Source organism: Cryobacterium sp. TMT4-31, from assembly GCF_004403385.1.
In the GTDB taxonomy this organism is placed as follows: Bacteria; Actinomycetota; Actinomycetes; order Actinomycetales; family Microbacteriaceae; genus Cryobacterium; species Cryobacterium zongtaii.
Genome location: NZ_SOGI01000068.1, coordinates 1 through 20,011, shown reverse-complemented (window position 1 = coordinate 20,011; position 20,011 = coordinate 1). Strand labels below are relative to the sequence as shown.

Below are 20,011 nucleotides of genomic sequence, written 5' to 3'. Positions count from 1 at the left end.
ATGGGCCGGAGTGCGAATCCGGGGAAGGGCCGAAGGTCCCAGTCAGGTACACTTTGGGCTAGCTCCGACCGAAAGGGGACGCATTCCGTGACCGTTCCTGAGACCAGGCTTTCGTTTCCCGACGGACCGCGGTCCGCTCTTGACCAGGCGCTGTCCGAACTCGTCCTGAACGCCCAGAAGGTGCTCGCCACCCAGGGGCGGCTGCGCAGCCTGCTTCAGGCGAGCCAGGCCGTCGTCGAAGAACTCGACCTCGCGGCCGTGCTCCGCCGCATCGTGGACGTCGCCGTCGACCTCGTCGGAGCCCGGTACGGCGCGCTGGGTGTCATCGCACCCAACGGCAATCTGGAGCAGTTCATCCACGTCGGCATCCCGGACGAGCTGGCCACGTCGATCGGCCACTTACCGGCCGGGCACGGTCTACTGGGCGCCCTCATCGACGACCCGCACGCCATCCGCCTGACGCACCTGGGCGAGGATCCCCGATCTTCGGGCTTTCCGGCGCACCACCCGCCGATGGACAGCTTCCTCGGCGTGCCCGTGCGGGTGCGCGGCGAGGTGTACGGCAACCTCTACCTGTCCAATCAGGTGTCCGGCGCGTTCAGCGAAGAAGACGAGGAACTGCTGACCGCCCTGGCCGCCACGGCGGGCATCGCGATCGACAACGCCCGTCTCTTCGACGAGACCCGCCGCCGGCAGCGCTGGTCGGCGGCATCGGCCGAGATCAGCGCCGCGCTGCTCTCCGACCGGGCGGATGCCTCCCTCGAACTCCTCGCCGATCGTTTCGCGTCACTGGCCGACGCCGATCTGGTCTGTGTGGTCCTCGCCGCAGGCGAAAGCACGCTCATCGTCGACACCGCCAGGGGAAAACTCGCCAAGCAAGTGAAGGGACTCGTCATCCCGTCCGCCGGAACCACCGTCGGGCGGGCCTTCGAAAGCGGTCAGCCGATCCTCACGGCCGACGGCGGTGCCAGCCTCGACCAGCCGGACGCCCAGCTGGTGCTCGGCCCGACAATGGTGATCCCGCTTCTGGCCTCCGGCCGCACCCACGGTGTCATGACGGTGTCCCGCTCCTCCGGCCGACCCCGTTTCACCACCTCCGACCTCGAGATGGCAGCGGACTTCGCCGGCCAGGCCAGTGTTGCGCTCGAACTTGCCCGCGGTCGGTCCGCCGGCCAGAAACTGGCGCTGCTGGAAGACCGAAGCCGGATCGCCCGCGATCTGCACGACAACGTCATCCAGCGGGTGTTCGCGGCCGGCATCGGGCTGCAGGCCATCAGCGGGTCGGTTGACGACCCCAACGTCCGGGAGCGCATCATCGAGGAGGTCGTGGCGCTCGACGTGGCGATCGTCGAGATCCGCACGGCCATCTTCGCCCTGACCGCCGAGACCAGCCGCGACCGCGGCTCGATCCGTCACCGTGTGATCGACCTGCTCAGTGAGCTCGCGTCGCTCTTCGACCAGACCCCCCGCCTGGTCTTCACCGGCCCGATCGACCTGCTGACCCCGCCGGAGATGTCCGATGACATCGCCGCGGTCATCCGGGAGGGGCTGATGAACGTGATCCGTCATGCCGACGCCACCGAAACCGTCGTCAACCTCAGTGTCGCGGACGACCTGGTGGTGATCGAGGTGGTCGACAACGGCATCGGCGTCGTGGAATCCGACCGGCGCAGCGGACTGGCCAACCTCTCCGCCAGGGCGCAGCAGTGGGGCGGCGACCTCGTCCTCGAGAACCGTGCCAGGGGCGGCAGCCGACTGCGCTGGACCGCCCTCATCGAACCTGAACCTGTACGAAAGGAATCGTGATGATCCGAGTCTTCCTGGTGGATGACCACGAAGTGGTGCGCCGCGGAATCGCGGACATGATCAACGCAGAGCCCGACCTCGAGGTCGTCGGTGAAGCGTCGACGGCTCGGCAGGCGGTCGCCAGGGTCGCGGCAACGGTACCCGACGTGGCGGTCCTCGACGTGCGGCTGCCCGACGGCAGCGGTATCGACGTGTGCCGCACCATCCGCTCGGCCAACCCCGGGGTGCAGTGCCTCATGCTCACCGCATACGACGACGACGAGGCCAGCTACTCGGCTGTCCTCGCCGGCGCATCCGGCTACGTCCTCAAGGACATCCGCGGGCAGCACCTGGTCGAGTCCATCCGTCGGGTCGCCCGCGGCGAGTCCCTCGTGCAGAAGGCCGTGACCCGCAAGGTGGTCACCGAGCTCACCGGCACCGCCGCGGATTCGCCGGCCTCCAATCTCACGACGAGGGAGCGCCAGGTGCTCGAGCTGATCGCGGAGGGACTGACGAACCGGCAGATCGGTGACCAGCTCGACCTGGCCGAGAAGACCGTGAAGAACTATGTGTCGGGCCTGCTCGCCAAGCTCGGCATGGCCAGGCGCACCCAGGCAGCCGTGTACGGCGCCGGGTTGCGCCCGCGGTAGTCAGCCGATGAGCGCCACGAACCGGCACCCGGCGATACCGGGTCCCGGCCAGGAGTCGGTCTGGGACTACCCGCGCCCGCCGCGGGTGGAACCGAGTCTGGAGCATGTTGTGCTCCGGTTCAACGGCACAGTGATCGCCGATACCAGGGACAGCGTTCGCGTGCTGGAGACCAGCCATCCGCCCACCTACTACCTGCCGAGGGACGCGTTCTCGGCCGGTGTGCTCGCCCCGGTCAACGGGCACAGCTTCTGCGAGTACAAAGGGCTGGCGTCCTACCTCAGCATCGTCGTCGGCGACCGACGGGCCGATGCGGTTGCCTGGCACTATCCCCATCCGGAGGCCGGCTTCGAATCGCTGGCCGGCCGGGTGGCCGTCTACCCCGGCCGGCTCGACGAGTGCACGGTGGACGGCGAACTCGTGCGCGCTCAGCCGGGCGACTTCTACGGCGGGTGGATCACCGACCGGATCGTCGGCCCGTTCAAGGGTGCGCCGGGCACACTGGGCTGGTGAGCGTCGGCACGTCGCCGGTTGTCGCGGCCGCCGGATAGTAGGCTGACAGGGTGTCATTCTCGCTCGCTGAAGTCGCCCGGGTCTCCCATGAACTGTGGCCCCTGTCCGGCGCCGAGGAATGGGATGCGCCGGGTCTGATCAGTGGCGACCCCGCGCGTCGGGTCGATTCCATTCTGCTGGCCGTCGATGTCGTCTCCGAGACCGTCGCGGAAGCGATCACCTCCGGGGCCGACCTGTTGCTGGCCCATCACCCGCTGCTGCTGCGCGGGGTCACCAGCGTCGCCGAAGACCGCTACAAGGGTGCCCTGCTCGCTCGGCTGATCCGTGCCGATTGCGGTCTCCTGGCCGCCCACACCAATGCCGACGTCGTCGAAGACGGGGTCTCCGATGTCATCGCCTCCAGTCTGGGCCTGGTCGACACGCGCCCGATCACGGGTGGACTGGTCCCTGGCACGGGCATCGGTCGGGTCGGCCGGCTCCCGGAGCCCACGACGCTCGGTCTTCTCGCCCGCCGCCTGGCGGCGCTGATCCCCCCGACGGCGACGGGTGTGCGTGTGGCCGGCGGCTATGCCGACACGATCCAGACCGTCGCCCTGTGCGGGGGAGCCGGTGACTCGCTGCTGCGCGAACCTGCCGTGCGCTCCGCCGACGTGTTCATCACCTCCGACCTCCGGCATCACCCGGCGTCGGAGTCCAGGGAACAGTCGATCCTGGCGGGGGTTGGCCCCGCCCTCATCGACGTGTCACACTGGGCCAGCGAATGGCTCTGGCTGGACGTCGCCGCGTCGGCGCTGCGGCAGAGGCTGCCCGGCATCCGCATCGAGGTCAGCGACGTGCGGACCGACCCCTGGGACTTCGCCGTCACCCAGTGAGCCTGGCTCACCCCCGTTCATTTCAACTCCATAATCATGAAGGTCAGGACATTGTGAAGGCATCTCCCACCGAGCAGAAGGAGCTTCTGCGGCTCCAGGCCCTCGATATCAAATTGCAGCAGGTCGAGCATCAGGCCAAGGCGTTGCCGCAACACGCCGAGCTTGCAGAGCTGGGCCGCGGACTCGATGCGTCCAAGACGGTCCTGACCGGTCGCGTCGGCGAGGTCGAGGACGCCCAGATCGAATTGCGCCGCATCGAGTCTGATGTCGAGGTGGTCGAGAAGCGCATCGCCCGCGATACCGAGCGCGCCCAGCACACCTCCTCGATGAAGGATGTTCACGCACTGGAGAGCGAACTCACCGCCCTGGGCGCGCGCCTGGCCGCGCTCGAGGAGATCGAACTCGCGGTGATGGAACGTCTCGAGGAGAAGGAAGCGGCCGTCGCTGAGACCGAATCCGAACGCGCCGACGTCGCGGGCCGGGTCGCCGGAATTGAAGCCGACCGCGACGCGCTTCTGGTCGATCTGAACCGCCAGCTGGGCGAGTTGGCCCGGGACCGGGTCGCGATCGTCTCCGCCATCGGCGAGGACCTGTCGGGGCTGTACGAGAAGCGGCGCGTGGCCGGGCGGGGCAACGCGGCGTCCCTGCTCCGCGCCCGCACCTGCAGCGGATGCACCATGACCCTGACGGGCAACGACCTCGAAGAGGTGCGGGCAGCGCCCGCCGACGACATCGTCTTCTGCCCGGACTGCGGCGCCATCCTCGTCCGCACCGAGGAATCCGGCATCTAGAGCAGGCCGCCGCCAGGGCCCGGTTCGGCAACAGGGCCGGGGCGCTGTAGGCTCGACGACGGAATGGGTCGACAAGACGGTCGCGTCATCCGGGCTTTTCACAGCTCGTGATGCCGAGGAACGTCCGGGCTCCACAGAGCAGGACGGTGGGTAACACCCACCCGGGGCAACCCGCGAGACAGTGCCACAGAAAGTAGACCGCCACCGGCGCAAGCCGGGGGTAAGGGTGAAACGGTGGTGTAAGAGACCACCAGGGGCCAGGGTGACCTGGCCGGCTAGGTAAACCTCGTCCGGAGCAAGGTCGAACAGGAAACGCCAAGGCGGCTCGCCGAGTTTCCGGGTAGACCGCTAGAGGGCTGCGGCAACGTAGTCCCGAGATAGATGGCCGTCCATGGTGAAAACCGGGACAAAACCCGGCGTAATAGTCGGCCCATTCCCCTCTCGAACCTGTGAGTTGCGCGGGACCGTGCCGCGGGGGTGGTGCATTCCCAGCCTGTGCTCCTACGCTGGGGCCATGAGCACCCCCGGGTCCACGTCCGATGCCGTCACCACGCACCGCCCGGCCACGGCCTCGTCCGGGGTCTGGCTGCGGTTCAGGGCGCTGCTCGGCCGGTCCAGGACCTGGATCCACGCTCACCCGCGCCTGCGGGCGCCGTATCGGCTGCTCGTCGCCCTCGCCGGGCTGACGGTCATGGTCGTCGGTCTCATCCTGGTTCCCCTGCCGGGACCGGGCTGGCTGATCGTCTTCGTGGGCGTCGCCGTGCTCGGCACGGAGTTCCCCGCTGCCCACCGGGTCACCACGGTCGTCCGACGGCTCGCGCACCGGGTGCGACTCTGGTGGCGGGCGCGTCAGCAGCGCCAGAGCACCCGGGCGTACAGCTAAGCGGAGTCGGCGAGGCCGGAGTCCGCTATGCGGAAACTGGCGCGTGCTTGACGGCCAGGGCGGCTGCGCCCAGGATGCCGGCATTGTTGCGGTGGACGGCCGGGATGATCCGGGTGTTCAGGTCCAGCAGGGGAAGGAAGTTCTCGTGGTGTTTCGATACGCCGCCGCCGACGATGAACAGGTCGGGAGTAAACAGGGACTCCAGCTTGGAGTAATACTTCTGCAGGCGTGACGCCCACTTCTCCCAGCTGAGGTTGTCCCGTTCCTTGGCCGAGAAGGCCGCGCGGGTCTCGTAGTCCACGCCGTCGATCTCCAGATGACCGAACTCGGTGTTGGGCACCAGGGCCCCGTCGTTGATCAGGGCCGTGCCGATGCCGGTGCCCAGCGTGGTGAGCAGCACGACACCGTCGACACCCTTGGCCGCGCCGAACGTCGACTCCGCGTATCCGGCCGCGTCAGCGTCGTTGACGAAGTGGATGGGCACGCCCAGGCCCTTCTCGAAAAGTTTTTCCGCGGCGAGGCCGATCCACTTGTCGGACACATTGGCCGCCGACATCGTGTGACCGTGCTTGACGACGGCGGGGAAACACACGCCGATGGGCATCTCGCCCGTTCCGGCGGACACCGTTGCCAGGAGCTGACGGGTGGTCTCGATGATGTCCTGGGGCCGGCCGCCCTTGGGAGTGGGCAGCTTGACGCGGTCGGAGAGCAGGGCCCCGGTGGACAGGTCCACCACAGCCCCCTTGATGCCGGTTCCGCCGATATCGATGCCGATGGCAGTGGTTGAACTCATGATGTCAATCTACCGGCTGCGGCAGCGTCAGGATTTCGGCGCCACGTTCGGTGACCACCAGGGTGTGCTCGAACTGCGCGGTGATGCTGCGATCACGGGTCAGAACCGTCCAGTCATCCGCCCACATGTCCCAGTCACTGGTGCCGAGGGTCAGCATCGGCTCGATGGTGAACACCATGCCTACCTCCATGACGGTGTCGTATTGCGGTGCGGAGTCATAGTGCGGAATGATCAGGCCCGAGTGGAACGCGTCCCCCACCCCGTGACCGGTGAAGTCGCGAACGACCCCGTAGCCGAACCGCTTGGCGTACGACTCGATGGTGCGGCCGATCACGTTCACCTGCCGTCCGGGTGCCACGGCCTTGATTCCGCGCGCCAGGGCCTCCCGGGTGCGGTCGACGAGCAGGGTGACCTCCTCGGTGGCCTCGCCGACGATGAAGGTGACGTTGGAATCACCGTGCACCCCGTTCTTGTACGCGGTGATGTCGATATTGACGATGTCACCGTTTTCGAGCACGGTGTCGTCAGGAATTCCATGGCAGATGACCTCGTTGACCGAGGAGCACAGCGACTTCGGGTAGCCGCGGTAGCCGAGCGTGGACGGGTAGGCGTCGTTCCGGATCAGGAACTCGTGGCCGACCCTGTCCAGTTCCTCGGTCGTGACCCCGGGGCGCACCGCACGCCCGACCGCCTGGATCGCGTTCGCGGCGATGCGGCCGGACTCCCGGATCAGTGCGATGCGTTCGGGGGAGTAGACATCGGATCCGGTGAACCGGGCCGGCGCGGTGTGCCCGACATACTCGGGCCGAACGATGTGGGAGGGAACGGAGCGGTGGCTGGACACGGCTCCCGGAACGAGGTGACCGATTGAATCCTTAGGCATAGGATCAACCTTATGGCCGAAGATGCTGATCACCAGTTCTGGTACAACATGCGCACTGGCGCCGTCGAGAAGGGCATGCTGTCGCCGTCCGTCGACAGGGTAGGCCCGTTCTCGACATTCGACGAGGCGACGAACGCCCTCGACAAGCTCCGCGCCAACAGCGCCAAATGGGCCGAAGACGACGAGGCCGAGGACCGCTGAGGCGCACCCGCTCCGGCAGTGTTTACTCGTAGCTGTGCTCGGGGCCCGGATAGGCGCCGGAATCGACGTCGTTCTTGAACGAGTGCACCGCATCGGTGAGGACCGAACGCAGGTTCGCGTACTGCCGCACGAACCGGGGCACGCGTCCCCCGGTCAGGCCGGCGAAATCTGTCCAGACCATCAGCTGACCGTCGACGCCGGGCCCGGCCCCGACGCCGATGGTGGGGATCTCCAGGCGTTCGGTGACCTCTGCGGCGACGCCTGACGGCACCATCTCCAGAACGACCGCGAAAGCGCCGGCGTCCTGCACGGCGAGAGCATCCGTGATCAGCTGTTCGGCGCCCGCGCCGCGTCCCTGTATCATGTGCCCGCCCAAACCGTGTTCGCTCTGGGGGGTGAAGCCGATGTGCCCCATGACCGGGATGCCGGCAGACACGATCCGCGAGATCTGCTTGCGACTGCGCACCCCGCCCTCCAGCTTCACGGCGTGAGCCTGGGCTTCCTTCATGAAACGCACCGCGGTGTGCAGGGCCTCAGACGGGCCGGTCTCGTAGCTGCCGAACGGCATGTCGGCAACGACCAGCGCCCGGGTCACGGCCCTGGCCACGGCGCGGGTCAGTGGGATCAACTCGTCGACGGTGACGGGGAGGGTGGTCTCGTAACCGAAGACGTTGTTCCCGGCGGAATCTCCCACCAGTAGGAAGTCGATGCCGGCCTGGTCGAAAATCTGGGCGGTGAGCATGTCGTAGCTGGTCAGGCCCGTGATCGGGATACCCTGCTGCTTCGCGTTCTGAAAATGCCTGGTGCGCACGCGCTTGGGCCCTGCGGTGGCACTGACGTATGGATTCTGCACCTCGACGGCGTTGGCGGCGTCTGGCGTGGGGATCTCTGGCATGTGCCCAAGTGTACTCAGCGGTCGATTCTGAGAGTCATTCGCAGGTGCGATCAGCCGGTTTTCGCCCGCGCGCCGTCGGCAGCCGGTAGCCTAGGGGCAACAAGAAAGGGCGTGGATGGACAAGCAGCGCGACTTCGTTCTTCGGACCATCGAGGAACGGGGCATCAAGTTCATTCGACTATGGTTCACCGATGTGGTCGGCACCCTCAAGTCGGTTGCCATCGCGCCGGCCGAGGTGGAGGGTGCGTTCGCCGAGGGACTGGGCTTCGACGGGTCAGCGATCGAGGGCCTGACGCGCTCGTTCGAGGCGGACGTGCTGGCCCACCCGGACCCCACCACGTTCCAGATCCTGCCCTGGCGGGGCGAGGTCGACCCCACCGCCCGCATGTTCTGCGACATCACCACTCCGGATGGACAGCCCGCCGTCGCCGACCCCCGGAACGTGCTCAAGCGCACCCTGGCGAAGGCCGCCGAGCGAGGCTTCACGTTCTACACGCACCCGGAGATCGAGTTCTATCTCCTGAAATCGTCCAAGTTCGGCAAGAACGGACCGGTCCCGGTCGATTCTGCCGGGTACTTCGACAACGTTCCCGGCGGCACGGCGCACGACTTCCGGCGCCGGTCGGTGCGGATGCTCGAGGATCTCGGCATCTCGGTGGAGTTCAGTCACCACGAGGCCGGCCCCGGCCAGAACGAGATCGACCTGCGTTACGCGGATGCTCTCACCACCGCCGACAACATCATGACCTTCCGCACCGTCATCAAGGAGGTGGCGATCGAGCAGGGCGTCTACGCGACGTTCATGCCCAAGCCGCTCTCCGACCAGCCCGGCTCCGGAATGCACACCCACCTCTCCCTCTTCGAGGGCGACACCAACGCGTTCTACGAAGCCGGCGCGCAGTACCAGCTGTCGACGACCGGGCGTCAGTTCATTGCCGGTCTGCTGCGGCACGCGCCGGAGATCACGGCGGTGACCAACCAGTTCGTGAACTCGTACAAGCGCCTGTGGGGTGGCGACGAGGCCCCCAGCTTCGTGTGCTGGGGTCACAACAACCGGTCCGCGCTGATTCGCGTTCCGCTCTACAAGCCCAACAAGGGCCAGAGCTCGCGCATCGAGTACCGGGCGATCGACTCGGCAGCCAACCCGTACCTCGCGTACTCGCTGATGCTCGCCGCCGGGCTCAAGGGCATCGAGGAGGGCTACGAGCTTCCGCCGGAGGCCGAGGACAACGTGTGGGGACTCAGCGACACCGAGCGTCGCGCGCTGGGCTACCACCAGCTGCCCGCCAGCCTCGACCATGCCATCCAGTACATGGAGGAGTCCGAGCTGGTCGCCGAGACGCTGGGGGAGCACGTGTTCAACTATGTGCTGCTGAACAAGCGTCAGGAATGGCGAGAGTACCGCTCGCAGGTCACCCCATTCGAACTCAATAAGAACCTCGAGATGCTCTAGGGACTCACCTCAGACAGGTACAGGACATGGCGAGAGAACAGTTGACTCTGACGGACCTCGCTCGGGTGGGCTTCGCCGATCTCGGCGAGGCCCGCGCGCGTCTCGACGAGGTCGGTGAACTCGGCGGGCCTGACCCGTCGGATCTGTTCCCGCTGCTCACCCGGGCTGCGAATCCCGATGCGGCCCTCTTCGCCGTGCTGTCGTTGGTGCGCCAGGCCCCGACCGAGTTCGTGGCGCTCCGGCGGCATCCCGGCGCCCTGCAGCGCCTGGTGCTCGTGTCCGGGGCTTCGACCGGGTTGACCGATTTTTTCCTCCGGCATCCGGCAGAACTCGCGGTGTTGCACGAGAAGACCACCGCCGTGGCCGGGCTCCGTGAGCTGACAGACGACCTGCTCGACGCCGTCCAGTCGAAGGATGGCTTCGCCGAACTCATCGACGACGACGGGTGGGTGGCCCTGCGGGTGCGGTACCGCCGCCGGCTCGCCGAACTGGCAGCCTTCGACCTCGAACAGGCCGACCCCGTGGCCGGACTCGACCGGATCGCCAGGACCCTGGCGCACCTGGCCGCGGCGGCGCTGGAAGCCTCCCTCGCGGTCGCGAGGGGGATGTGCAGCGGCACCGTGGCCGCGCACGGCGTCTATCCCGTTGACGAGGTGCGGCTGACCAAGCTCGCCGTGATCGGAATGGGTAAGGCGGGGGCGGGGGAGCTGAACTACGTCAGTGACGTTGACGTCATCTTCGTCGCAGAGGGCAACGACGACGCCGGGCTCAGCGCCGCCAGGGCGGTGGACATCGCCACCCGGCTCGCGGTCCTGATGATGCGTGGGCTCAACCAGCCCAGCATGGAGCCCGAGCTGTGGGAGGTCGATCCCAACCTGCGCCCCGAGGGCAAGTCCGGCGCCCTGGTGCGTTCCCTCGACTCCCACATCGCGTACTACGACCGCTGGGCCAAGAGCTGGGAGTTCCAGGCGCTGCTGAAGGCACACCCCCTGGCCGGCGACCTGGAGCTCGGCTCCCGCTACGTCGCCGCGGTGGCCCCCAAGGTATGGACCAGCGCCAGCCGGGAGAACTTCGTCGACTCCGTGCAGCGGATGCGCGAACGGGTGACCAGTAACATCCCCGCCGACGAGGTCGCCGTGCAACTCAAGCTGGGCCCCGGCGGTCTGCGGGACATTGAATTCACCGTGCAACTGCTTCAGCTCGTGCACGGCCAGACCGATCCCGACATCCGTCAGCCCGGCACCCTGCCGGCCCTGGCCGCCCTGGCCGATGCCGGCTACGTCGGTCGCGCCGAGGCCGCCGAGTTCGCCCAGGACTACCGGATGCTGCGCCTGATGGAACACCGGCTGCAACTGGACCGGCTGCGCCGAACACACCTGCTGCCCCGGGACGAGTCCGGGCTGCGGGTCCTGGCACGGGCGACGGGCCTGGCCACGAGCGCGGCGGCGCTGACAACCCGGTGGGAGGCCACCAAACACCGGGTGCGCGGCCTGCACGAACGGCTGTTCTATCGGCCGTTGCTCTCCGCGGTCGCCGCCCTGCCCGCTGAGGGCCTGAACCTCACCAGCGCGCAGGCCGAGGCCCGGCTGGCGGCGATCGGCTTCCGCAACACCACGGGCGCCCTGGCCCACATCGCCGCGCTGACCAGCGGTGTGTCCCGGCGGGCGACCATTCAGCAACACCTGTTGCCGGTGCTGCTGCAGTGGCTGTCCGATGGCGCCGACCCCGACTACGGGCTGCTGGCCTTCCGGCGGCTGAGCGACAGCCTCGGTTCCACCTACTGGTTCCTGCGGATGCTCCGGGACTCGTCGGGGGCCGCCGAACGTCTCACCCGGGTGCTCTCGGCGTCGCGGTACGTCGGCGAACTCCTGGAGACCATTCCCGAGGCCGTCGCCTGGCTGGAACACGACAATGACCTGCGCCCCCGCCCGCTCAGCGTGTTGCAGGACGAGGCGCGTGCCGTGCTGGCCAGGCACGGCAGTCCCGACGCCGCCGCGTCCGTGCTCCGCACCAGCCGGCGACGCGAGATGCTTCGCCTGGCGCTGTCGGCCATCCTCGGTCGCATCAGCATTGACGAGCTCGCCGCGGGCCTGACGGATATCTCCACCGTCATCATCCAGGGAATCCTCGGCGCCATCCGTGGTGCCGGTCTCACCGGGGACGACGGTCCGTTCGCTCCGGATGGCATCGAGTTCGCTGTGATCGCCATGGGCCGGTTCGGGGGAGCCGAACTCGGTTTCGGTTCCGACGCTGACGTCATGTACGTCTTCAGGCCCGCTGCCCTCGAGGGCGGTGCGGCCCACGACCGGGCCACCTTCATCGTCCGGGAGCTGAACCGACTCACCGAGGACAACCGGCTGCCGTTCGACCTGGATATCGGCCTGCGCCCCGAGGGCAAGAACGGTGCGGTGGTGCGGTCCATCGATTCCTACCAGGCCTACTACCGCCGGTGGTCGCTCACCTGGGAGGCCCAGGCGCTGTTGCGCGCCCGCGGTGTCGCGGGCGATCCCGCGCTCCTGGAGTCCTTCCACGCCGTGATGGACACTGTGCGGTACCCGGAACAGATCAGTGACCAGGACGTCCGTGAGATCAAGCGCATCAAGGCCCGCGTCGAGAACGAACGTCTCCCGCAGGGAGCCGACCCGAACCGGCACCTCAAGCTGGGCCGCGGCTCGCTGAGCGATGTGGAGTGGTTCGTCCAGTTGCTGCAGCTCCAGCACGCCGCGAGCGTCCCCGCCCTGCGCACGACGTCAACCCTCGAAGCACTCGAGGAGGCCACTCGCGCCGGTTTGGTCACCGAACCGGATGCCGCCGTCCTCCGCGCCGCGTGGCTGTTCGCGTCACGGTGCCGCTCGGCGATCACCCTGTGGACGAACAAGACCGCGGATGTGCTGCCCACTGACAGGATGCAGCTCGACGGCGTCGCCCGCATGATGGAGTACCCGCCGGGTTCGGCGAATCAGCTCGAGGAAGACTACCTCGCGGTGACCCGGCGCGCCCGTGCGGTCTTCGAACGCCGGTTCTATGGACCGGTCGAACGGCCGGGGCCGTTCTCCGGCTGACCTCGACACCGTCGACGACGAAGGGGCCGCAACCTGACGGTTGCGGCCCCTTCGTCGTGCGTTGGGGAGATTAGACCCCGTAGTACAGTTCGAACTCGAACGGGTGCGGGCGCTGCGCGAGGGGCTTGATTTCCTTCTCGCGCTTGTAGTCGATCCAGGTCTCGATCAGCTCGGGGGTGAAGACGTTGCCGGCGAGCAGGAAGTCATGGTCGGCCTCCAGCGCCTGCAGGGCCTCTTCCAGCGATGCGGGAACCTGCGGGATGTTCTTCGCTTCTTCCGGCGGCAGCTCGTAGAGGTCCTTGTCGACGGGCTCGTGCGGCTCGATGCGGTTCTTGATCCCGTCGAGGCCGGCCATCAGCTGGGCGGCGAAGGCGAGGTACGGGTTGCCGGAGGCATCGGGGGCGCGGAACTCGAGGCGCTTGGCCTTGGGGTTGGTGCCGGTGATCGGGATACGGATCGAGGCCGAGCGGTTACCGGCCGAGTAGACCAGGTTGACCGGAGCTTCGAAGCCCGGAACCAGGCGGTGGTACGAGTTGACCGTCGGGTTGGTGAAGGCGAGCACAGCCGGGGCGTGCTTGAGCAGGCCACCGATGTACCAGCGTGCAACGTCGGACAGGCCGCCGTAGCCGGCCTCGTCGTAGAACAGCGGCTTGCCGTCGGCCCAGAGGGACTGGTGGGTGTGCATGCCGGAGCCGTTGTCGCCGAACAGCGGCTTGGGCATGAACGTGGCGGTCTTGCCCCACTCGTGCGCGGTGTTCTTGACGATGTACTTGAACTTCAGCAGGTCGTCGGCCGCGTGCACCATGGTGTCGAACTTGTAGTTGATCTCGCCCTGGCCGCCGGTGCCCACCTCGTGGTGGCTGCGCTCGAGGATGAGGCCGGCGTCCATCAGCTTGAGGCAGATGTCGTCGCGCATGTCGGCGTGCTGGTCGACCGGGCTGACCGGGAAGTAGCCGCCCTTGAACGGGGTCTTGTTGGCGAGGTTGCCGCCCTCTTCCTTGCGGCCGGAGTTCCAGGCACCCTCGCTGGAGTCGACGGAGTAGAAGCTGGTGTGCTGGTTGACCTCGTAGCGCACGTCGTCGAAGATGTAGAACTCGGCCTCTGAGCCGAAGTACGCGGTGTCGCCGATGCCGGTGGAGGCGAGGTACTTCTCGGCCTTCTTGGCCACCTGGCGGGGGTCCTTGGAGTAGATCTCGCCGTTGCGGGGGTTGTAGATGTCGAAGAGCATGATCAGGGTGCGTTCGGCGCGGAACGCGTCGATGTACGCGCTGGTGACGTCGGGGATGAGCTGCATGTCGGATTCGTGGATCGACGCGAAACCGCGGATCGACGAGCCGTCGAACATCTGGCCGACGGTGAAGAAGTCCTCGTCAACGGTCGACGCGGGGATGTTGAAGTGCTGCTGCACACCCGGCAGGTCGGTAAAACGGAGGTCAAGGAACTTGACATCGGTGTCCTTGATGAACGAGAGGACTTCGGACGAATCGCGGAACATGCGGGTTGACTCCAAACGACGTAGGCGTGGGTGACTAGAAATGTCGCACACTGCGGCTTCCCCGACACTATTACGGACGGGTTACTTAAGAATGACGCTTATGTTTCCTCCATGTTACAGAGGGCTCGGTCGGTACACTGATCGGGTGAATTCGACGCCGTCAAGACCCACCACCTTCGGGCAGTTACCGCCCAGCACCTGGCCGGGGGAGCGACTCGGCCTGCCTCGGACCGGACCGCATTCCGTGGGGCGGGTCGGCAGGCGCATCGCGGCGCTGGCCATCGACTGGGCCGTCGCCGTGGCCCTGACCTGCCTGATCTGGGGGTACACCTGGCTCAACTATGACGGCTTCGTGGTCCTGATGGTCTTCGTGGGCCTCCAAGCCCTGCAAGTCGCCGTGTTCGGGGGGAGCGTCGGCCACCGCCTGCTCGGCCTGCGTGTGATCGCCCTCACCGGAGGCCGTGCGGGCCTGTGGCGCCCGATCGTCCGGTCGGTGCTGCTGGGTCTGGCCGTTCCCGCCCTGGTCTGGGACTCGGACCAGCGGGGCTTCCACGACAAGATCGCCGGCACCGTCCTGATCAGGCGCTAGTCTCCGGCACGCAGAGAAGGGCACGGGGTTGACCCCGTGCCCTTCGTTGTTCTGGTGGATGCGTGTGGCTAGTTGCCGCGCTGCGGACGGGCCTTGGTGGGGTCGACACCCTTGGGAATCGGCAGTTTCTTGGTCATGGAGTTGAGGCGGTTGTTGACCGCCAGCACTTCGGCCTTGGTCAGGGTCGGCTTGATCTTGGTCAGCCGCCGGGCGAGCTTGTGCAGCGGAACGGCGTCGGCGTCTGGGCCCACGGTGATGACGGTGACCGCGACGTTGCCGCCGACCTTGGCCACCGAACGCTTTTCCTCGTCCAACATGCGGGCGGTGCGGGTGCGCGGTCCCTCGCTGATGAGCACAACTCCACCGCGGCCGACGGCGCGATAGATGGCGTCCTGGGTCTTACCGTTGACGGCGACGGGCATTTCGCTCCCCACCCAGCCGCGCTTCAACGAACTGCGCAGAACCGCGCCGACGGCGCCGGGCTGGCCCTCGATCTGCGAGTACGCGGCCTTCTCTGCACGCCGACCCAGGATGATCAGCATCGCCAGGACGCCGGCGAGCACGCCGGCGACGATCCAGAGGGCGATGGTGAAACCGTTGTCGGGGGTCAGCAGCAGCGCAAGGGCCAAGCCGACAACAACAGGGATCAGGAAACCCAAGATCATGAACAGAACGATGTTCGAGTCGTAGCGCCGGGTCATCTGGAAGACCTGCCACATTTGCTTCAAGCGGCCAGGTTCTTTGGGGGTGCGGGGACTCTTGTCCTTGCTTCGTGCCATGGTTCTAAGACTACCCAGTCGGTCGATATCCGCGGAACGGATTTAGGGTCAAACGGCCTGGCTGAAGGCCACGGTCGCGTCGGCGAGGTGCTGCAGGTGGGCGGGCACCGGGCGTCCGGTGGCCGTCATCGACTGTGCCCAGAGCCGACCGGCCCGGTAGGAGGAACGCACCAACGGTCCGGCGAGCACGCCGAGGAAACCGATCTGCTCCGCTTCGGCCTTGAGGTCAACGAACTCCTCCGGTCGCACCCACCTGGCCACCGGCAGGTGCCGGGGGCTCGGCCGCAGGTACTGCGTGATGGTGATGATGTCGGTCCCGGCATCGTGCAGGTCCTGCAGCGCTTGGGACACCTCGGCGCGTTCCTCGCCCATGCCGAGAATCAGGTTCGACTTGGTGATCAGTCCCGCGGCCCGCCCCTGGCTGAGCACGTCGAGGGACCTGTCATAACGGAAGGCGGGACGAATGCGTTTGAAGATCCGCGGGACCGTCTCGACGTTGTGCGCGAAGACCTCAGGGCTGGCAGAGAACACCTCGGCCAGGTGGATTGGGTTGCCCGTGAAATCGGGGACGAGGATCTCGACCCCGGTCCCCGGGCTTTGGAGGTGGATCTGCCGGATCGTCTCGGCGTAGAGCCAGGCGCCCTCATCGGGCAGGTCGTCGCGGGCGACCCCGGTCACCGTCGCGTAACGCAGGTTCATCGCCACCACCGACTCGGCGACTCGGCGCGGCTCGTCGGTGTCGTAGTCTGCGGGCTTGCCCGTGTCGATCTGACAGAAGTCGCAGCGCCTGGTGCACTGGGAGCCGCCGATCAGGAAGGTGGCCTCGCGGTCTTCCCAGCACTCGTAGATGTTCGGGCAGGCGGCCTCCTGGCACACCGTGTGCAGGTTCTCGCTCTTCACCAGATCCTGCAGGTGGCGGTATTCGGGGCCCATCCTGGCGCGAGTCTTGATCCAGTCGGGCTTCCGCTCGATGGGCGTCTCGGCGTTGCGGATTTCCAGTCGCAGCATCCGGCGTCCGTCGGGCGCGGCGGTCATACGGACACCGCCAGCCGGCTGCGGAAACGGGTTGTGATGGAGTCGACGACGTCCTCGGTGCTGACGTCTCGGCCGAGTACCTGAGACATGGTGGTGACGCCCGCATCGACGATGCCGCAGGCGACAATACGGTCGTACGGTTCGAGCGAGTTGTTGCAGTTGAGGGCGAACCCGTGCATGGTCACACCGTCGGCGACCCGGATGCCGATGGCGGCGATCTTGTCCTCGGCCCCGGCGGGCCCGACCCAGACACCGCTGCGTCCGGGAACCCGTCTGCCGTCGATCCCGAAATCGGCCAGCGCGTCGATGAGGATGTCCTCGAGCAGACGCACGTAGCCGACCACGTCGAGAGGTTCGGGCAGGCGCAGGATCGGGTAGCCGATCAGCTGACCGGGCCCGTGCCAGGTGATCCGGCCGCCGCGGTCGACGTCCACGACCGGCGTGCCGTCGGTGGGACGGTCCTCCGGCTGGGTGCGTTTGCCGGCCGTGTACACGGCGGGGTGTTCGAGGAGCAGGACGGTGTTCGGTCGTTGACCGGATACCACCGTGCGATGGACGGCGCGCTGGAGCTCAAGGCCCTCGAAATACGGCACGGAGTTGGCGCTTAGCCCCGCGACGACAAAGTCGAGCATGCGGTAAGTCTAGGGGGTCTCCTCCCCAGCCTGAGCACCGCTCGAGTTTCCGCCAGATTCCCACCGAGGGGAGGGGGCCGCCGGTCCGAACGGCACGGTGGAGTGATGGAGCACAGGCAGATTCCCGCCCGAGAGGAGACCCTGGCCGGGTTCCGGCTGATACGCCGGATCGGCACGGGGAGCCGTTCGATCATCTACCTCGGCCGGGCGCCCGGAGAGCAGGGCCAGGCCCTGAATGTGGCACTGAAGGTGTTCGGGCCGGAGGCTGACAGGCCGGCGCTCGACCGGCAGGTGCGAGCCATGCTCACAGTGCCGCCGGCGATGCTCGCGCCGTTGCGGGACGTGGCGACGGCACCCGACGGCCGGCTCTGCCTCGTGCTGGACCGCCTGACCGGTTCGTCGTTGGACCGGCTGCTGGCCGAGCGGGGCACCCTCGGTGCCGGTGAGGTCGTGACCATTGCCGCGACGATCACGGCAGCACTGCAGGCGCTGCACGACGCCGGATTCAGCCACTCCATGATCGGACCTGCCTGCGTACGGTTCGACGGCTGTGGCCGACCGGTGCTTCTCGGGCTGGGCGCGCTGGAGGATCTGCCCGCCGGGGGAGCCGGTGTCGCGCGGCGGCGGGACGACCTCGTGCGCCTGGCGGGCTGTGTGAGATCCATCCGGGACCACCTGGACCCTCAGGCTCCGGAGGCGGCGACGGCGGAGTCGGTCGTGGCCGAGTTCGAAGCCGCGGCCACGGCGCGACCCGTCCCGCCGGATTTGTCCGGCGTGGAATCCGTTCTGTTCGACTGGGCGGCAGCGACAGCCGTCCGGGGTGCGGTACCGGGCACCGTGCCGGCAGATCCCGAGGGACCGGAGGATACCCACGGCCTGGCCGCACCGTCGAGCCGACTGACCAGACCGGCCCGCCCGGCCGGGGCGCGTGAGCCGGCCATCCGAGCCGGCGGGCGACTGGCGGGTGCAGAGCGTGGAAGCGCGGCGAAGCCGACAGGACGGTTGGAGCGGCAGGTGCGGCGTGGGCTGGCCGGATGCCGGTCAGGGCTGCGAATCGTGAATGCTCGGTCGCGGGTGGGCGCTCGGTGGCTGCAGGCGCTGCGGCGGAACCGGAGTCGAGCACGGCCGGTCATCGTCGGTGTCTGCCTCGCGGTGGCGCTGGCCGCCGGAGGCCTTGCGGCGCTGTCCCCAGCCGAGTCCCCGGTGGTCGCCGGGGACGCCGGCGACCTGTCGGCGCCCGCGACGCGGTCCTCGTCACCGGGTGCCGAAGCGACCGCGGGGCCGGGAGACGACGGGCCGGCAGGCGCCGACGGATCCGCAGCGACTCTCGTGTCCGACGATCCGGCGGCGGCGACCCTGGTCCTGCTCGAGCTGCGCGAGGGGTGTTTGGCGGAGGCGTCTGTGCTGTGTCTGGAAAGTGTCGACCAGGCCGGTTCCGTGGCCATGGCCGCCGACTCGTATCGGGCACTTCAGATGGAACCGAGCGCCGACCGCACTGCTGCGGGTTTCACGGCCACCGTGCAGGAGCGCCGCGGCAACGCCGCGCTGATTGTTCTGACGCCGGCGGCCGGCGGTCCCGCGAACACACAACCGGCCTCAGTCCTGGTGATCAAGGGCGAGGCCGGCTGGCGGTTACGCGAACTCTTCGACTACTGACCCGTCTGGCGGGTCTGTGACACTAGATTCCGAGGTTGGCCTCGAATGCGCCGGCTTCCAGACGTGCCTTCATGGTGGTGAGGAAGCGCGAGGCGTCCGCTCCATCGATGATGCGGTGGTCGTAGGACAGCGCCAGGAACACCGTCGAACGAATCGCAATGGAGTCCAGACCCTTGTCGGTCACGACGACGGGCTTCTTGTAGACAACGCCGGTGCCGAGAATGGCGCTCTGCGGGAGGAAGACCACCGGGGTGTCGAACAAAGCGCCGCGTGAACCCGTATTGGTGAGGGTGAACGTGCCACCGGACAGCTCGTCGGGCTTGAGCTTGTTGTCGCGGGTGCGGGCAGCCAGGTCAGCGATCTGGGCGGCGAAACCGGCCAGATCGAGGTCACCGGCGTCGCGGATGACGGGAGTCAGCAGTCCGCGTTCGGTGTCCACGGCGATGCTCATGTTCTCCTGGCCCGGGTACACGATCGACGTGCCGTCGACGGTCGCGTTGATGATCGGGTTCGCCTTCAGTGCCTCGGCCGCGGCCAGGGCGAAGAACGGCAGGAAGGACAGCTTGTTGCCGGTCTTCTCGTGGAAGGAGACCTTGACCTTGTCGCGGAGCATGGCGACACGGGTGACGTCAACCTCCACGACAGTGGTGAGCTGGGCCGTCTGCTGCATCGACGCTACAGCGCGCTCGGCGACGACCTTGCGCAGGCGCGACATCGGCACGGTGGTTCCGCGCAGCGGAGACACCTCGACCTCGGCGGCGGCCGGAGTCGCGGGCGCAGCCGTGGCGGAGGCGGAGACGATGTCCTGCTTGCGGATGCGTCCGCCGACACCGGTGCCGGTGATGGTGGACAGGTCGACGCCGGCCTCGTTCGCGAGCTTGCGGACGATGGGCGTGACGTAACCGCTGGTGCCGGCGTGGGCGCCACGGGTCGGCTCGGCAGCGGATGCTGCCGGGGCGGCGGCGGGTGCTGCTGCTACCGGTGCCGGGGCCGCCGGTGCGGGGGCGGGTGCTGCCGCCACGGGTGCCGGGGCTGCGGGTGCAGCA

Annotated in this window: 19 protein-coding genes and 1 other RNA gene; 12 read left to right on the top strand and 8 right to left on the bottom strand. The window is 67.7% G+C overall.

Annotated features, from left to right (window positions below; genetic code table 11):
• Window positions 1–87 precede the first annotated feature (87 nt).
• From E3T19_RS16690 to E3T19_RS16660, 7 genes are all read left to right on the top strand, one after another.
• Window positions 88–1,806, top strand: a complete 1,719-nt coding sequence (locus E3T19_RS16690; RefSeq protein WP_240632454.1) for a GAF domain-containing protein — start codon at window positions 88–90, stop codon at window positions 1,804–1,806.
• Window positions 1,806–2,435 (top strand): response regulator transcription factor, encoded by a 630-nt coding sequence (locus E3T19_RS16685; RefSeq protein ID WP_088456147.1) that lies wholly within the window; start codon window positions 1,806–1,808, stop codon window positions 2,433–2,435. Before E3T19_RS16690 ends, E3T19_RS16685 begins: the two co-directional genes overlap by 1 nt.
• A 7-nt stretch (window positions 2,436–2,442) precedes the next feature.
• Window positions 2,443–2,946 carry a DUF427 domain-containing protein gene (locus E3T19_RS16680; RefSeq protein ID WP_088456148.1) on the top strand — a complete coding sequence of 168 codons (504 nt, stop codon included), beginning with the start codon at window positions 2,443–2,445 and terminating at the stop codon, window positions 2,944–2,946.
• 50 nt (window positions 2,947–2,996) lie between these two features.
• The gene (locus tag E3T19_RS16675; RefSeq protein WP_088456149.1) at window positions 2,997–3,818 is read left to right on the top strand and encodes a Nif3-like dinuclear metal center hexameric protein; all 822 of its coding nucleotides are present in this window, start codon (window positions 2,997–2,999) and stop codon (window positions 3,816–3,818) included.
• Window positions 3,815–4,609: a zinc ribbon domain-containing protein gene (locus E3T19_RS16670; RefSeq protein WP_241980326.1), complete on the top strand. Its 795-nt coding sequence runs from the start codon at window positions 3,815–3,817 to the stop codon at window positions 4,607–4,609. The genes E3T19_RS16675 and E3T19_RS16670 overlap by 4 nt, the downstream gene beginning before the upstream one ends.
• A 64-nt stretch (window positions 4,610–4,673) precedes the next feature.
• Window positions 4,674–5,046, top strand: an RNA gene (rnpB, locus tag E3T19_RS16665) — RNase P RNA component class A.
• Window positions 5,047–5,123: 77 nt separating this feature from the next.
• Window positions 5,124–5,492, top strand: a complete 369-nt coding sequence (locus tag E3T19_RS16660; RefSeq protein ID WP_088456151.1) for a TIGR02611 family protein — start codon at window positions 5,124–5,126, stop codon at window positions 5,490–5,492.
• A gap of 25 nt (window positions 5,493–5,517) precedes the next feature.
• Here the strand turns inward: E3T19_RS16660 and ppgK are convergent, their stop codons facing one another.
• Both ppgK and map read right to left on the bottom strand, forming a co-directional pair.
• The gene (ppgK, locus tag E3T19_RS16655) at window positions 5,518–6,285 is read right to left on the bottom strand and encodes a polyphosphate--glucose phosphotransferase (RefSeq protein ID WP_134409394.1); all 768 of its coding nucleotides are present in this window, start codon (window positions 6,283–6,285) and stop codon (window positions 5,518–5,520) included.
• Between the two features lie 4 nt (window positions 6,286–6,289).
• Window positions 6,290–7,168 carry a type I methionyl aminopeptidase gene (gene map / locus E3T19_RS16650; protein ID WP_088456153.1) on the bottom strand — a complete coding sequence of 293 codons (879 nt, stop codon included), beginning with the start codon at window positions 7,166–7,168 and terminating at the stop codon, window positions 6,290–6,292.
• Between the two features lie 12 nt (window positions 7,169–7,180).
• Between map and E3T19_RS16645 the strand changes: the two genes are divergently transcribed.
• Window positions 7,181–7,369, top strand: a complete 189-nt coding sequence (locus E3T19_RS16645; protein ID WP_088456154.1) for an SPOR domain-containing protein — start codon at window positions 7,181–7,183, stop codon at window positions 7,367–7,369.
• Window positions 7,370–7,391: 22 nt separating this feature from the next.
• Here E3T19_RS16645 and panB read toward each other — a convergent pair whose 3' ends face one another.
• Window positions 7,392–8,264: a 3-methyl-2-oxobutanoate hydroxymethyltransferase gene (panB, locus tag E3T19_RS16640; RefSeq protein WP_134409393.1), complete on the bottom strand. Its 873-nt coding sequence runs from the start codon at window positions 8,262–8,264 to the stop codon at window positions 7,392–7,394.
• Between the two features lie 115 nt (window positions 8,265–8,379).
• Between panB and glnA (E3T19_RS16635) the strand changes: the two genes are divergently transcribed.
• Window positions 8,380–9,717 carry a type I glutamate--ammonia ligase gene (gene glnA / locus E3T19_RS16635; RefSeq protein WP_066595282.1) on the top strand — a complete coding sequence of 446 codons (1,338 nt, stop codon included), beginning with the start codon at window positions 8,380–8,382 and terminating at the stop codon, window positions 9,715–9,717.
• A gap of 26 nt (window positions 9,718–9,743) precedes the next feature.
• A complete protein-coding gene (locus E3T19_RS16630; RefSeq protein WP_134409392.1) occupies window positions 9,744–12,779 on the top strand; it encodes a bifunctional [glutamine synthetase] adenylyltransferase/[glutamine synthetase]-adenylyl-L-tyrosine phosphorylase in 3,036 nt (1,011 codons plus the stop codon).
• 70 nt (window positions 12,780–12,849) lie between these two features.
• Here the strand turns inward: E3T19_RS16630 and glnA (E3T19_RS16625) are convergent, their stop codons facing one another.
• On the bottom strand, window positions 12,850–14,274 hold the full coding sequence (gene glnA, locus E3T19_RS16625; protein ID WP_088456157.1) for a type I glutamate--ammonia ligase: 1,425 nt from the start codon (window positions 14,272–14,274) through the stop codon (window positions 12,850–12,852).
• 145 nt (window positions 14,275–14,419) lie between these two features.
• Here glnA (E3T19_RS16625) and E3T19_RS16620 point away from each other — a divergent pair, with 145 nt between their 5' ends.
• The gene (locus E3T19_RS16620; protein ID WP_240632456.1) at window positions 14,420–14,863 is read left to right on the top strand and encodes an RDD family protein; all 444 of its coding nucleotides are present in this window, start codon (window positions 14,420–14,422) and stop codon (window positions 14,861–14,863) included.
• A 68-nt stretch (window positions 14,864–14,931) separates the two neighbouring features.
• On the opposite strand, the gene E3T19_RS16615 is transcribed toward E3T19_RS16620, so the two are convergent.
• From E3T19_RS16615 to lipB, 3 genes are read right to left on the bottom strand one after another with little or no spacing between them, the layout of a single operon-like run.
• Window positions 14,932–15,642, bottom strand: coding sequence for a DUF4191 domain-containing protein (locus E3T19_RS16615; protein WP_088456159.1), 711 nt, complete (start codon window positions 15,640–15,642; stop codon window positions 14,932–14,934).
• A gap of 48 nt (window positions 15,643–15,690) precedes the next feature.
• On the bottom strand, window positions 15,691–16,677 hold the full coding sequence (gene lipA / locus E3T19_RS16610; RefSeq protein ID WP_088456160.1) for a lipoyl synthase: 987 nt from the start codon (window positions 16,675–16,677) through the stop codon (window positions 15,691–15,693).
• Window positions 16,674–17,309, bottom strand: coding sequence for a lipoyl(octanoyl) transferase LipB (gene lipB / locus E3T19_RS16605; protein WP_088456161.1), 636 nt, complete (start codon window positions 17,307–17,309; stop codon window positions 16,674–16,676). Before lipB ends, lipA begins: the two co-directional genes overlap by 4 nt.
• Before the next feature lie 105 nt (window positions 17,310–17,414).
• On the opposite strand from lipB, the gene E3T19_RS16600 reads away from it, so the two are divergent.
• Window positions 17,415–18,965: a hypothetical protein gene (locus tag E3T19_RS16600; protein WP_134409391.1), complete on the top strand. Its 1,551-nt coding sequence runs from the start codon at window positions 17,415–17,417 to the stop codon at window positions 18,963–18,965.
• Window positions 18,966–18,987: 22 nt separating this feature from the next.
• On the opposite strand, the gene sucB is transcribed toward E3T19_RS16600, so the two are convergent.
• Window positions 18,988–20,011: 2-oxoglutarate dehydrogenase, E2 component, dihydrolipoamide succinyltransferase (gene sucB / locus E3T19_RS16595; RefSeq protein ID WP_134409390.1), on the bottom strand; the 1,024-nt coding region annotated here is incomplete at its 5' end.